Origin of the sequence: Streptomyces sp. NBC_01089 (genome assembly GCF_045162975.1) — a bacterium.
Classification (GTDB): Bacteria; Actinomycetota; Actinomycetes; order Streptomycetales; family Streptomycetaceae; genus Streptomyces.
Genome location: NZ_CP108660.1, coordinates 5877459 through 5890847, shown reverse-complemented (window position 1 = coordinate 5890847; position 13389 = coordinate 5877459). Strand labels below are relative to the sequence as shown.

General features: G+C 70.4%; 11 protein-coding genes. 8 read left to right on the top strand and 3 right to left on the bottom strand.

What is annotated here, in order from left to right:
• Positions 1 to 177: 177 nt before the first annotated feature.
• Positions 178 to 1497, bottom strand: a complete 1320-nt coding sequence (locus OG510_RS26430; RefSeq protein WP_406140052.1) for a deoxyguanosinetriphosphate triphosphohydrolase — start codon at positions 1495 to 1497, stop codon at positions 178 to 180.
• A gap of 274 nt (positions 1498 to 1771) precedes the next feature.
• Between OG510_RS26430 and OG510_RS26425 the strand changes: the two genes are divergently transcribed.
• Entirely contained in the window at positions 1772 to 2359 is a 588-nt protein-coding gene (locus tag OG510_RS26425; protein ID WP_164258710.1) for a dihydrofolate reductase family protein, read from the top strand.
• A 279-nt stretch (positions 2360 to 2638) separates the two neighbouring features.
• Positions 2639 to 3247, top strand: coding sequence for a vancomycin high temperature exclusion protein (locus OG510_RS26420; RefSeq protein WP_406142568.1), 609 nt, complete (start codon positions 2639 to 2641; stop codon positions 3245 to 3247).
• A gap of 97 nt (positions 3248 to 3344) precedes the next feature.
• Here the strand turns inward: OG510_RS26420 and OG510_RS26415 are convergent, their stop codons facing one another.
• Positions 3345 to 3935, bottom strand: coding sequence for an NADPH-dependent FMN reductase (locus tag OG510_RS26415; RefSeq protein WP_406140051.1), 591 nt, complete (start codon positions 3933 to 3935; stop codon positions 3345 to 3347).
• A gap of 74 nt (positions 3936 to 4009) precedes the next feature.
• Here OG510_RS26415 and OG510_RS26410 point away from each other — a divergent pair, with 74 nt between their 5' ends.
• From OG510_RS26410 to OG510_RS26385, 6 genes are all read left to right on the top strand, one after another.
• Positions 4010 to 4732 carry a transporter substrate-binding domain-containing protein gene (locus OG510_RS26410; RefSeq protein ID WP_406140050.1) on the top strand — a complete coding sequence of 241 codons (723 nt, stop codon included), beginning with the start codon at positions 4010 to 4012 and terminating at the stop codon, positions 4730 to 4732.
• A 40-nt stretch (positions 4733 to 4772) separates the two neighbouring features.
• Positions 4773 to 5735 (top strand): oxidoreductase, encoded by a 963-nt coding sequence (locus OG510_RS26405; RefSeq protein ID WP_406140048.1) that lies wholly within the window; start codon positions 4773 to 4775, stop codon positions 5733 to 5735.
• Between the two features lie 331 nt (positions 5736 to 6066).
• Positions 6067 to 7335 (top strand): ABC transporter substrate-binding protein, encoded by a 1269-nt coding sequence (locus tag OG510_RS26400; RefSeq protein WP_406140046.1) that lies wholly within the window; start codon positions 6067 to 6069, stop codon positions 7333 to 7335.
• 84 nt (positions 7336 to 7419) lie between these two features.
• A complete protein-coding gene (locus OG510_RS26395; protein WP_406140044.1) occupies positions 7420 to 8313 on the top strand; it encodes a carbohydrate ABC transporter permease in 894 nt (297 codons plus the stop codon).
• Between the two features lies 1 nt (position 8314).
• A complete protein-coding gene (locus tag OG510_RS26390; RefSeq protein ID WP_406140042.1) occupies positions 8315 to 9331 on the top strand; it encodes a carbohydrate ABC transporter permease in 1017 nt (338 codons plus the stop codon).
• A 202-nt stretch (positions 9332 to 9533) separates the two neighbouring features.
• The gene (locus OG510_RS26385) at positions 9534 to 10451 is read left to right on the top strand and encodes an alpha/beta fold hydrolase (protein WP_406140040.1); all 918 of its coding nucleotides are present in this window, start codon (positions 9534 to 9536) and stop codon (positions 10449 to 10451) included.
• Between the two features lie 161 nt (positions 10452 to 10612).
• On the opposite strand, the gene ppdK is transcribed toward OG510_RS26385, so the two are convergent.
• Positions 10613 to 13357, bottom strand: a complete 2745-nt coding sequence (gene ppdK / locus OG510_RS26380; protein ID WP_406140038.1) for a pyruvate, phosphate dikinase — start codon at positions 13355 to 13357, stop codon at positions 10613 to 10615.
• Positions 13358 to 13389 lie beyond the last annotated feature (32 nt).

Here is a 13389-nt window from a genome sequence, read left to right as displayed (position 1 = left end):
GGAGTGTGATGGGGGAAGAGGTGTGAGGTGTTGAGGCTCACGCACGGTCAGGAATGGCCGGTCATGATGGCATGCCCCGCGGGATCGCTACCCGTACGGCGGGCGGCGGGGCGTACCGCTGGTGGCAGGGCGGGCGTGCCGCTGGTGGCAGGGCGGGCGTGCCGCGGGCGGTCATCCTCAGTGACGGGTGGTCAGCCGCGCGTGCAGCGAGCGCGCGGCGGTGTCCGTGAGTGAGGCGATCTGGTCGACGATCACACGTTTGCGTCCGCGTTCGCCGGATGCCGCTTCGAACAGGGCCCGGAACTGCGGGTCGAGCCCTTCGGGTGCGCGGGCCGTGAGCGCGTCGGCCAGTTCGGCGAGCACGACGCGCTGGTCGATGCGGAGCCGCTCCTGCTCCTCGCGCTGCATCACATAGCGGTCGGCGACGGCCTTGAGGACGGCGCACTCCAGCCGTGCCCGGCGTGGCACGACGAGTTCCGCCGCGTATCTGGTGAGCGGTCCCGTGCCGTACGAGGCGCGGGTGGCGCTCTCGGCCGCCAGACAGAACCGGCCGATGAGCTGGCTGGTGGCGTCCTTCAGCCGGGCCTGTGCGACGGCGCTCCCGTCGTAGCCGTGCGGCCACCACTCCTGGGCGAGGAGGCCGTCGAGTGCGTCGGTGAGCTCGGCGGGGTCGGTGTCGGCCGGTACGTAACGTCCGACGGCCACCGCCATGATGGCGTCCCGCTCGGGCCCGGAGGTCAGACAGCGGGGGTCGATGTGTCCGGCGTGCAGCCCGTCCTCGACGTCGTGCACGGAGTACGCGACGTCGTCGGACCAGTCCATGACCTGGGCCTCGAAACACTTGCGGTGGGCCGGGGCCCCGCTCCTGGCCCAGTCGAAGACGGGCAGGTCGTCCTCGTACACCCCGAATTTCACCGAGCCCGGCTCGGTGGGGTGGGCGCCGCGCGGCCACGGGTACTTGGTGGCCGCGTCGAGGGCGGCGCGGGTGAGGTTCAGTCCGACGCTGACCTGCTCCCCGGTCTCCGGCGAGCGGACGAACCGTTTGGGTTCGATACGGGTGAGCAGGCGCAGCGACTGGGCGTTGCCCTCGAAGCCGCCGCAGTCCGCGGCGAAGTCGTTGAGGGCCAGTTCGCCGTTGTGTCCGAACGGCGGGTGGCCCAGGTCGTGGGCGAGGCAGGCGGTCTCGACGAGATCGGGGTCGCAGCCGAGCGCGGCGCCGAGTTCCCGTCCGACCTGGGCGCATTCCAGGGAGTGTGTGAGCCGGGTGCGCGGGCTCGAGTCCCAGATCTGGAACGCGGTCTCGCCCGCCCGGACGGCGCCACCCCCTTGCGGGAACGAGCCGGGGGTGACCACCTGGGTCTTGCCCGCGAGCCGGCGCAGGGCACCGGAGTGCAGCACGCGTGCGCGATCGCGCTGGAAGGCGGTACGGCCCGGCCTCTTGTCCGGCTCGGTGTCCCAGCGCTCGCAGTCGGTCGGGGTGTACGTGGTGCCTTCCATGCTCCGACAGTACTGAGTCACGGGCCCCGGACGCGGCCGGGCCCGCCAGGCGGCGGTTCAGGAGACGGCCGGTCGGGAGGGTGGGGGCGCAGAGTACGTGCGGAGGCTCCGGGTCGCCGGACGGCCGGTATCGGAGGACCGTGGGACGAGGGACGGAAGACGCGGGACGAGGGGCGAGGGGCGAGAGGGACGACAGGCACGGGCCGCGGAACGCAGGAAGCGCGTGGGAACAACGACGTGGAGCCAGGACGGCCGAGCAGAGCGGAGAGAACCGATGGCCAAGGTGACAGCCAACATGTCCATGTCGCTGGACGGGTTCGTCTCCCATCCCTCCGACGGGATCGATCAGCTGTTCCGCTGGTACGGCGGCGGGGACGTCACGGTCAGGACCGCCGACCCGGACATGACCTTCCAGGTGTCGGAGGCCAGCGCGCAGCGGCTGAACCGCGCCATGGAGGAGATCGGGGTGCTGGTCTACGGGCGGCGTACGTTCGAGGACTCGGGTGGCTGGATCGGCGGACATCCCATGGGCAAGCCGGTGATCGTCGTCAGCCACAGCATCCCGGACGGCTGGCCCCGCGCGGACACCCCGCTGACCTTCGTCACCGACGGCCTGGAGAGCGCCATCGCGCAGGCCAGGGCGACGGCGGGCGGGAAGACGGTCACCATCGGCAGCGCGGAGCTGACCCAGCAGTGCATCAACGCCGGGCTGCTGGACGAGCTGCAGATCGACCTGGTGCCGCTGCTGCTCGGCGCGGGCGTGCGCTTCCTCGACAACCTGCAGAGCGTGCCGCGCGCGCTGGAGGGGCCCACGGTGACCGAGGGGGACGGCGTGACGCATCTGACGTACACGCTGCGGTGAGCGAACCGGACGTCTCCCTTTGTGCGTCCGACCTTCCGACAGACGGATTCGGCCGGACTCGGCCGCACTCGGCCACATTGGGCGTCGGGAGGCTCCCCCATGCACAGACCCGCGCTGCCCCGCGTACGACGGGTGCGGCTGCGGCTGCCCCGGGTGCGGCTGCCGAGGTGGCCGCTGTCGAGGTGGCCGCTGTCGAGGTGGCCGCTGTCGAGGTGGCCGCTGTCGAAGCTGCGGCTGCCCAGGACCCGGCGCGGCCGGCGCCTCGCCGTGCAGGCCGTCATGCTCGGCTGTGTGCTGGCGCTCGCCCCCGCGACCTGGATGTTCGCCGTCGCGGGTGACCGGATACGGACGACGGCCGATGTCCCGGCCGCCGATGTGGCCGTGGTCTTCGGCGCGGGGCTGTGGCAGGGCAAGCCGTCCCCGTACCTCGCGCACCGGCTCGACGCGGCCGCCGGTCTGTACCGGGCGGGCACGGTGAAGGTGGTGCTGGTCACCGGCGACAACAGCCGGACCGGTTACGACGAGCCGGACGCGATGCGGGCCTATCTCGTCCGGCACGGGGTGCCGGACGCCGGAGTGGTCAGCGACTTCGCCGGCTTCGACACCTGGGACTCGTGCGTGCGGGCCAGGAAGGTGTTCGGGGTGCGCCGGGCCGTCCTGGTCAGCCAGGGTTTCCACATCCGCAGGGCCATCGCGCTCTGCCGGTCGGCCGGCATCGATTCGTACGGCGTCGGCGCGACCGACACCCACGATGTGACCTGGTACTACGGGGGCGCCCGGGAAGTCCTGGCGGCCGGGAAGGCGGCCCTGGACGCCGTGTTCAAGCCGGACCCGCACTTCCTCGGCCCCCACGAGAACGGCGTGGCGCGGGCGCTGGGCGACCGCTGACGGGACCGGCCGCGCACGGCCCAACCACACCCGGCACCCCACACCCCACACTCCACACCCGCCCGCCGGAGCGGCCCCCATCGGCGAACCGGCCCGGTCAGCCGCCGTACGGGCGGACCGTCTTCGCCTCCCGCAGCGCCAGCCCCCACCAGACGAGCTGGTCGAGCATGACCTTGGCCGCCCCGTCGGGCGCTTCGGGGTCCTTGTGCGTACCGTCCTCGTCGAAGTGGCCGTGCGCGTTGTGGAAGCTCACCGTGTCGCGGACGGTGACCGCGTGCAGCTCGGCGAACACCTGCCGCAGCTGCTCGACCGCGCGCAGCCCGCCGGAGATCCCGCCGTACGAGACGAACGCGACCGGCTTGGCCTGCCACTGGCCGTAGTGCCAGTCGATGAGGTTCTTGAGCGACGCGGGGAAGGAGTGGTTGTACTCGGGGGTCAGGACGACGAAGGCGTCGGCCGAGTCCAGCCGCGGGGTGACCTCGCCGAGCACATCGCGCACCGCGGGCGGCGGATCGTAGGAGAGCGCGGTGGGGAGTTCGACTTCGGCGAGGTCGACCACATCGACGGCGAGGTCGGTACGGAGCCGGGCGCGGGAGAGGAACCAGTCGGCGATGGTGGGGCCGAAACGGCCGGTGCGGTTGCTGGCGATGACGACGGTCAGCTTCAAGGGGTGCGTGGTGATGTCCATGGCCAGAGCGTCATACATCAAGCGCGGTTGAGGTCAAGTGTGGGTCCCGGCGGACGTGCCCTACACTCCGCCGCATGACCATCGCCACCGCTGCCCTCACCCAGGATCTGGCGCCCGCAGGCACCCTGCGGGCCTCGATCAATCTGGGCAATCCGGTACTCGCCCAGGGTCTACCGGCCGCGCCGTCCGGGGTCACGGTGGACATCGCGCGGGAGATCGGCGCCCGGCTCGGCGTGCCGGTGGAGCTGCTCTGCTTCGACGCGGCGCGGAAGTCGTACGAGGCGATGGCGGCGGGCCACGCCGACATCTGCTTCCTGGCCGTCGAACCCGCCAGGGAGGCCGAAGTCGCCTTCACCGCCCCGTACGTCGTGATCGAGGGCGTCTTCGCCGTACCGCGCGAATCGCCCCTGGCCACGGCCGCCGACGTCGACCGGGCAGGCGTACGCATCGGCGTGAAGCGCGGCTCCGCCTACGACCTCTTCCTCACCAGGACCCTCCGGCACGCGAGCGTCGTACGGGGCGACGAAGGAGTCGACACCTTCCGCGCCCAGGACCTGGAAGCGGCGGCCGGCATCAGGCAGCCGCTGACCGAATACGTCGCGGGCCACCCCGAAGTCCGGCTGATCGAGGACCGGTTCATGGAGATCAGACAGGCGGTGGGCACGACCAGGACCCGCGGGCCGGAGACGGTCCGGTTCCTCCGCGACCTCGTCGAGGAACTGAAGGCCGCCGGATTCATCGCGGACGCACTACGGCGCGCACACCAGTCGGCCACGCTGGTGGCCCCGCCGGCATAGGCGCGGCCGCCTGACGCCGCTCCGGTCGTACGCTGGAACCATGACCAAGGTCTGGAACACGAGCGAGATTCCCGATCAGAGCGGGCGTACGGCAGTGGTCACCGGGGCCAACAGCGGCATCGGCCTCGTGACCGCCCGCGAGCTGGCCCGGCGCGGTGCACGGGTGATCCTCGCCTGCCGCAGTGAGACCCGGGGCAGAGAGGCGGAAGCCACGATCCGGGCCGACGTACCCGGCGCGGACGTCGCGTTCGTACGGCTGGATCTCGCGGACCTGTCGTCCGTGCGGGAGTTCGCGTCGGCCGTCCGGGCCGAGCGGCTCGATCTGCTCATCAACAACGCGGGCGTCATGGCCCTGCCGTACGGGACGACCGCCGACGGGTTCGAGACACAGTTCGGCGTGAACCACCTCGGGCACTTCGCCCTGACCGGGCTGCTCGTCCCGAAGCTGCTCGACACCCCGGACGCCCGGGTGGTGAGTGTGTCCAGTGGGCTCCACGCCCTCTCCAACATCGACATCAACGACCTCAACAGCGAGCGGAACTACCGCCGTTGGGTCGCCTACGGCCGCTCCAAGACCGCGAATCTGCTCTTCGTCCATGAGCTGACGCGGCGCCTCGTCACCGCGGGGTCCGGCCTGGTCGCGGCCGCTTCGCACCCTGGTTACGCGGCCACCAATCTCCAGACGGCGGGGGTGCGGATGGAGGGCCGCACGGGGGCGGAGCGGGCGGTGGAGCTGGGGAACCGCGTGTTCGCCCAGTCCGCCGAGACAGGCGCGCTGCCCACCCTCTACGCGGCCACCGCACCCTGCGTCCTGCCCGATTCCTTCACCGGCCCCAGGTTCCTCGGCTGGCGCGGGGGCCCGGGACCTTCCTGGCGGGCGAAGTGGACGACCAACGATGTGGCGGGCGAGCGGCTCTGGACGGCGTCCGAGCAGCTCACCGGCGTGACGTACGCGGGCCTCGACAGCCTGGGCACGGGCGGGACCAGGGGCGGCGGAGGCTGACCTCGGCCTCTTCCCGCGCCTCTCCCGTCTCCCGCGCCTCCCCCCGTATCCCGCGCCTTTCCCGCCCGTCGTCGCTCCCGGCCCCCCTTCCGTCAGTCGCCCCTCCCCCGTTCAGCTCCACCCGTCAGCCCTGGATCGTGACGTGATGCCGACCAGTCGGTCGGCATCCGGCGTCCGGCATCCGGCATCCGGCGTCCCGCGGAAAACCGTTCCGGCCGGGCCGACATCCCCGTGCAACACCCCTGTCGCAATCCCGCACCATGGTTGATCGTTGGGGCGTACAACGGGAGATCCGACGCACGACGCCCGACCGGAGCCAGGGGGACCCACCATGACCATCAGCCGCAGGCGACTGCTCGCCACCAGTGGCAGCCTCGCACTCACCGGGGCCCTCGCCGCCGCGTGCGGGTCCAACACCGGCCGGGACGGCGGGAATTCGGGCGGCGGCGGGCCCACGCTCCAGCAGTGGTACCACCAGTACGGCGAGGCCGGGACCGAGCAGGCCGTGCGGCGGTACGCGGACGCCTACCGCAAGGCGACCGTCAAGATCCAGTGGCGGCCCGGCAATTACGACCAGCAGACCGCCGCCGCGCTGCTGTCCTCGTCGGGCCCGGACGTCTTCGAGGTCAACGGCCCCACCCTGGACCAGATCCAGGGCGGCCAAGTGGTCGATCTGACCGACCTCTTCGACGGGGTGAAGGCCGACTTCAACCAGGCGGTGCTCGCGCCGAAGACGTACGGCGGGAAGATCTGGGGCGTCCCCCAGACCATCGACACCCAGCTCCTCTACTACCGCAAGAGCCTGCTCAAGGACGCGAACGTCCAGCCGCCGCGCACGCTCGACGAACTCGTCGACACGGCGAAGGCGTTGACCGACAAGAAGGTCAAGGGCCTGTTCCTCGGCAACGACGGCGGCGCGGGCGTCCTCGGCGGCACCCCGCTCTACGCGGCCGGGCTCAGCCTCGTCACCGAGGACGGGAAAAACGGCTTCGACGACCCGGCGGCGGCCCGCACCCTGGCCAAGTTCCACCGGCTGTACGCCGACAAGTCACTGCTGCTCGGTGCGCCGGCCGACTGGTCCGACCCGTCGGCGCTCGTCCAGGGCCTCACCGCCATGCAGTGGTGCGGCCTGTGGGCGCTCCCGGCGGTCAAGAAGGCGCTGGGCGACGACTTCGGCGTCCTGCCCTTCCCGAAGGACGGCCCGGCCGGCAAGCCATCGGTCCCGGTCGGGGCGTACAGCTCGGCGGTCAGCGCGCGCAGCAAGCACCGGGCCGACGCCAAGGCGTTCGCCAAGTGGCTGTGGATCGACCGGACCGCGTACCAGGAGGACTTCGCGCTCTCGTACGGGTTCCATATCCCGGCCCGGATCTCCCTCGCGAAGAAGGCGGCGAAGCTGCGGGAGGGGGCGGCGGCGGACGCGGTCGGGTACGCGACCGACAGCGGCTGGGCCCAGCCGCTGCTGTGGACGCCCGCCTGCCAGGTCGCGTACCAGGACGCCCTCAACCGGATCATCAAGGACGGCGCCAACGCGGAGACCGAGGTCAGGGCGGTCGTACGCAAGACCAACAGCGAGCTCCAGCGGGTACAGAAGAAGTCATGAGGGATCGGCGATCGGCGCATGAGCGATCAGCGCATGAGCGATCAGCGCACGGGGACCAGCGCATGAGGGATCAGTGAGGGATCAGTGAGACACCGCACGCTCTGGTTCTGGGTCTTCGTCGGCCCCTTCGCCGCCGGCCTCGCGCTCTTCACGTACGTACCGCTGCTGTGGAGCCTCTATCTGAGCTTCTTCGACGCCCACAACACGGTCTCGCCGACCGACTTCGTGGGTCTCGACAACTACAGGTCGATGCTGACCGACGGCGCGTTCACCTCCAGCCTGTGGACGTTCGCGGTCTTCTCGCTGTTCATCGTCCCGGCAACGTACGCGCTGTCGCTCGCCCTGGCCCTGATGGTGAACCGGCTGCGGTTCGCGCAGTCCTTCTTCCGCTCGGTCTTCTTCCTCCCGGCTGCCTGCTCGTATGTGGTGGCGTCGATGATCTGGAAGCTCTCGCTCTTCAACGGGGTCAGGTTCGGGCTGGCCAACACCGTGCTCGGCTGGTTCGGCACCGACCAGACCGCATGGCTCTCGACGACCCACCCGCCCTGGTACTGGCTGGTGATCGTGACGCTGCGGCTCTGGCTCCAGGCGGGCTTCTACATGGTGCTGTTCCTCGCCGGACTCCAGCGGATCGCACCGCAGTTGTACGAGGCGGCCGCCGTCGACGGTGCGCGGCCGGGCTGGCAGGTCTTCCGGCACATCACGTTCCCGCAGCTGCGGGCGACATCGGTCGCGGTGGTGCTGCTGCTCGTGATCAACGCGTTCCAGGCGTTCGACGAGTTCTACAACCTGCTGAGTGACGCCAGGGGCTATCCGCCGTACGCGCGGCCACCGCTCGTGTACCTCTACTACACGGCGCTCGGGCAGGGCCAGAACCTCGGTCTCGGCAGTGCGGGGGCGGTCATTCTCGCCCTGATCATCGCGGTGGTGACGATCGTCCAGGCCCGGTGGTTCGGGCTCGGCAGGACGGAGGACTGACATGCCCCGCACCCGAACCGGCGCAGACACCGGCACCCGAACCGGCAGCGGCAGCAGCACCGACACCGGAGCAGGCACCGGCACCGGCACCCGCACCGGAGCAGGCGCCCGCAGCCGCACCGGCACGGCACGCCGCACCGGCACGGCCCACCGCACCGGCCGCGGCTCCGGCACCGCCCGCCGCGACGATGCCCTGGTCAGGGCGGGGCGCGCGCTGCGCACCGTGCTGCTGATCGCGCTCGCGGCGCTCTTCCTCATCCCGTTCTATCTGCTGCTGCGCAACGGGCTCTCCACCGAGCAGGACATCACCTCACCCGCGTGGACGTTCTTCCCGTCGCACCTCCAGTGGTCGAACCTCCGCGAGCTGTTCGACGACCCGGCGGTCCCGATGGCCCGCTCCCTGCTGAACTCGGCCCTGATCGCGGTGACCACCACCCTCGGCACGGTCCTGCTGGCGTCACTGGCCGGGTACGGCCTGGCCCGTATCCCGTACCGCCACGCGAACAAGGTGTTCTACGCGATCCTCGGCACCCTGATGGTCCCGGCGGCGGTGACGTTCGTACCGAGCTTCGTGCTGGTCTCCACGCTCGGCTGGATCTCCACCCTGCGCGGCCTGATCATCCCGACGCTCTTCTCGGCGTTCGCGTGCTTCATCTTCCGCCAGTACTTCCTGGGCTTCCCGCAGGAACTGGAGGACGCGGCGAAGGTCGACGGCCTCGGCTACTGGCGTACGTACTGGCGCATCGTGGTCCCGAACTCGGCCCCGGTCTTCGCGGCGGTCGGCACGATCGTCTTCATCGGCGCGTGGAACGCCTTCCTCTGGCCGCTGGTCATCGGCCAGGACAAGAGCGCGTGGACGGTACAGGTGGCGCTCTCGACCTTCACCACCGGCCAGGTGGTCAATCTCCACGAGCTGTTCATCGCGGCGGCGGTGTCGATCGTGCCGCTGCTGCTGGTGTTCCTGCTGCTGCAGCGGCACATCGTGGCGGGCGTGGAGCGGTCGGGGATCGACGACTGACCGGGCGGTTCCGGCCCCTTCCGCCGGGGGGCCAGCACCACCCGGGGTCCGGGTTCAGGTACACCCGCACTCACCCGGCAGCCCCATCGCCCGGCGGCCGGGGTCCGACAAGACTGAAGGCGTTCACCAGAACCCGCCGAAAGAGCCGAAAGCCGGTCCCGAACCGGTCGGCGCACGGTACTCACCCTTCAGGAGCCAGCCCATGAGTGCACGCACGACACCGCGCCGCCGTACGGCAGTGTTCGCGACAGCGGCCCTGGCCACGGTCGTGACCGGGGCCCTGGTGGCCTGCGGGAACTCCACCGCTTCCGCCGCGGACGCGCCGGCCGCGTCGAGCCGGCCGTCGGCGACCGCCACCGCGGGTTCTTCGCTCCACATGATTGCGAACAACGGCCACAAGCTGGCCTTCCACGTCACGCCCGGCCACCTGCCGGCCATCGTCCTGGACGCGGGCGGCGGTGAGGACTCGTCGCAGTGGCAGAAGATCGCGCCTGCCCTGGCCAGGAAGACCGGATCCGAGATCATCACGTACGACCGGGCCGGCATCGGGAAGAGCGACGAGGTCGTCGGCGCCTGGAACGCGGAGAACGCCGCTTCCGACCTGGAGGCCGGCCTCACGAAGCTGGGCGCCACCCATGACGTGGTTCTCGTCTCGCACTCCCAGGCGGGCGAGGTCGCCACGTACTTCGCGAAGAAGCACCCGAAGTGGCTCTCGGGCGCCGTCCTCCTCGACGCCAGCCTGCCGGACTTCTACACGGACAGCGAAACGGCGCGGATCGAGGCCGCCAACCAGGCGCAGGTGGCACAGCTGGACGGCCAGGTCTCGACGAAGCCCATCCGTCAACTGCTGGCCACGGCGGACAACTACGGCCCGATGCACCACGCGTACCAACAGATCTCCTGGCCGAAGAGCGTCCCCGCGACGGTGATCGCGTCGTCGACGACGCCCTTCGACACCCCCGAGGACGCCCAGCTGTGGCGGAACGCCCAGACCCGGTTCGCGAAGGCCGCCGCCAACCGGACGTACACCGTCGCGAAGGGCAGCTCACACGAGATCCCGACCGACCGCCCGGATGTGGTGATCAAGGCGGCGGCAGCCATGGCGAAGGCACACGGATAACCCTTACGCGACGCCCCGTCCCCGCCCTCACACAACAGACCTCCCCCGCACCCCAGAAGGGGCGGCATCCCCGCACGGGTGCCGCCCCTTCCGTTGTTGCGCCCGGGCCGCCGGCGGGGTCGGTGAGGGTCAGGGTGAACCCGACGGCGGCTCCGGGGGGTTCAGCGGCTGTCGCTGCCGTCCGACTGGGCCGCGGCCCGGCCCGCTTCCAGCCTCGCCACCGGGATGCGGAACGGCGAGCACGAGACGTAGTCCAGGCCCACCTGGTGGAAGAAGTGCACCGACTCCGGGTCGCCTCCGTGTTCGCCGCAGACCCCCAGTTTGAGGTCGGGGCGGGTCGCACGGCCCGCTTCGCAGGCGCTGCGGACCAGGGAGCCGACACCGTCACGGTCGATCGTCTCGAACGGGGAGACGCCGAAGATGCCCTTCTCCAGGTACGCGGTGAAGAACGACGCCTCCACGTCGTCGCGCGAGAAGCCCCAGACCGTCTGCGTGAGGTCGTTCGTGCCGAACGAGAAGAACTGCGCGGCCTCGGCGATCTGGCCCGCCGTCAGTGCGGCGCGGGGCAGTTCGATCATGGTGCCGATGGTCAGTATCAGCTCCGTGCCCGTGGCGGCCTCCACCTCCGCGATGACCCGGTCGGCCTCCTCGCGGACGATTTCCAGCTCCTGGACCGTGCCCACCAGCGGAATCATGATCTCCGCGCGCGGGTCGCCCTTGGCGGCCTTGCGGGCGGCCGCCGCCTCGGCGATGGCCCGTACCTGCATGGCGAACAGGCCCGGGATGACAAGCCCGAGACGCACCCCGCGCAGCCCCAGCATCGGGTTCTGCTCATGGAGCTTGTGCACGGCCTGGAGGAGGCGCAGGTCGTTCTCGTTGGCGTCCTTGCGGGACTCGGCGAGGGCGACGCGCACCGACAGCTCGGTGATGTCCGGGAGGAACTCGTGCAGCGGCGGGTCGAGGAGGCGGACCGTGACGGGGAGCCCGTCCATCGCCTCGAACAGCTCGATGAAGTCCTTCTTCTGGAGCGGCAGCAGCGCGCCGAGCGCCTTCTCGCGCTCGTCGTCCGTGTCGGCCAGGATCAGCCGCTCGACCAGCTCGCGGCGCTCGCCGAGGAACATGTGCTCGGTGCGGCAGAGCCCGATGCCCTGGGCGCCGAACCGCCGGGCGCGCAGGGCGTCCTCGGCGTTGTCCGCGTTGGCCCGCACCCGCAGCCGGCGGCGCCGGTCCGCGTACGCCATGATCCGGTGGACGGCCTCGACCAGTTCGTCCGCGTCGTCGGCGCCCGCGTGCATCCGGCCCTCGAAGTACTCGACGACCGGCGACGGGACGACCGGCACCTCACCCGCGTACACCTTGCCCGACGAGCCGTCGATCGAGACGACGTCGCCCTCCTCGACGACCACACCGTTCGGCGCGGTCAGCCGGCGGCGCTTGGTGTCGACCTCGATCTCCTCGGCGCCGCAGACACAGGTCTTGCCCATGCCGCGCGCCACCACGGCCGCGTGCGAGGTCTTGCCACCGCGCGAGGTCAGGATGCCCTCGGCCGCGATCATGCCGTCGAGATCGTCCGGGTTGGTCTCGCGGCGGATCAGGATGACCTTCTCGCCCGAGCGCGACCACTTGATCGCGGTGTACGAGTCGAAGACCGCCTTGCCGACCGCGGCGCCCGGCGATGCCGCGATGCCCCGCCCGATCCTGTCGACCTTCGCGGTGTCGTCGAAGCGCGGGAACATCAGCTGCGCGAGCTGCGCGCCGTTGACCCGCTGGAGCGCCTCGGCCTCGTCGATGAGCCCCTGGTCGACGAGCTGGGTGGCGATCCGGAACGCGGCGCCCGCGGTGCGCTTGCCGACCCGGGTCTGGAGCATCCACAACTGGCCGCGCTCAATGGTGAATTCGATGTCGCAGAGATCCTTGTAGTGGGTCTCCAGGGTCTCCATGATCTGCATGAGCTGGGCGTACGACTTCTTGTCGATCTGCTCCAGATCGGCGAGGGCCACGGTGTTGCGGATCCCCGCGACGACGTCCTCGCCCTGCGCGTTCTGCAGGTAGTCGCCGTAGACGCCCTGGTGCCCGCTGGCCGGGTCGCGGGTGAAGGCGACCCCCGTACCGGAGTCGGGGCCGAGGTTGCCGAAGACCATCGAGCAGATGTTGACCGCGGTGCCGAGGTCACCGGGGATGCGCTCCTGGCGCCGGTAGAGCTTGGCGCGGTCGGTGTTCCACGACTCGAAGACGGCCCTTATGGCGAGGTCCATCTGCTCGCGCGGGTCCTGCGGGAAGTCCCGGCCGGCGGACTCCTTGACGATCTTCTTGAAGCGGGTGACCAGCTTCTTCAGGTCGCCGGCTTCCAGATCGGTGTCGACGCTGACCTTCTTGGCCTTCTTCGCGGCCTCCAGGGCCTCCTCGAAGAGTTCGCCGTCGACGTCGAGGACGGTCTTGCCGAACATCTGGATGAGGCGGCGGTAGGAGTCCCAGGCGAAGCGCTCGTCGCCGGACTGCTTGGTGAGACCGGTCACGGACTTGTCCGAGAGGCCGATGTTCAGGACGGTGTCCATCATGCCCGGCATGGAGAACTTGGCGCCCGAACGGACCGAGACGAGCAGCGGGTTGTCGGCCTGGCCGAGCTTCTTGCCCATCGTCTTCTCCAGGGCGGCGAGGTGCGCACTGACCTCGTCGCGGAGTTCGACGGGCTCGTCACCGCTGTCGAGGTAGGTCTTGCACGCCTCGGTGGTGATGGTGAAGCCCGGAGGGACGGGCAGACCGAGGTTGGTCATCTCGGCGAGGTTCGCACCCTTCCCGCCGAGCAGGTCCTTGAGGGTGCGGTTGCCTTCGGTGAAGTCATAAACGAACTTCTGCGGCGCTTGCGCCTGAGTTACGTGGGGTTCTGCGTTCTTCGATTCCGGCACGGGACTCGACTCCTCGCGGACTGGCTGCCCTG

Bases quoted from the DNA above. Each gene is read 5' to 3' on its own strand.
- OG510_RS26430 (WP_406140052.1), bottom strand. From the start codon at position 1,497: ATGGAAGGCACCACGTACACCCCGACCGACTGCGAGCGCTGGGACACC.
- OG510_RS26425 (WP_164258710.1), top strand. From the start codon at position 1,772: ATGGCCAAGGTGACAGCCAACATGTCCATGTCGCTGGACGGGTTCGTC.
- OG510_RS26420 (WP_406142568.1), top strand. From the start codon at position 2,639: ATGCTCGGCTGTGTGCTGGCGCTCGCCCCCGCGACCTGGATGTTCGCC.
- OG510_RS26415 (WP_406140051.1), bottom strand. From the start codon at position 3,935: ATGGACATCACCACGCACCCCTTGAAGCTGACCGTCGTCATCGCCAGC.
- OG510_RS26410 (WP_406140050.1), top strand. From the start codon at position 4,010: ATGACCATCGCCACCGCTGCCCTCACCCAGGATCTGGCGCCCGCAGGC.
- OG510_RS26405 (WP_406140048.1), top strand. From the start codon at position 4,773: ATGACCAAGGTCTGGAACACGAGCGAGATTCCCGATCAGAGCGGGCGT.
- OG510_RS26400 (WP_406140046.1), top strand. From the start codon at position 6,067: ATGACCATCAGCCGCAGGCGACTGCTCGCCACCAGTGGCAGCCTCGCA.
- OG510_RS26390 (WP_406140042.1), top strand. From the start codon at position 8,315: ATGCCCCGCACCCGAACCGGCGCAGACACCGGCACCCGAACCGGCAGC.
- OG510_RS26385 (WP_406140040.1), top strand. From the start codon at position 9,534: ATGAGTGCACGCACGACACCGCGCCGCCGTACGGCAGTGTTCGCGACA.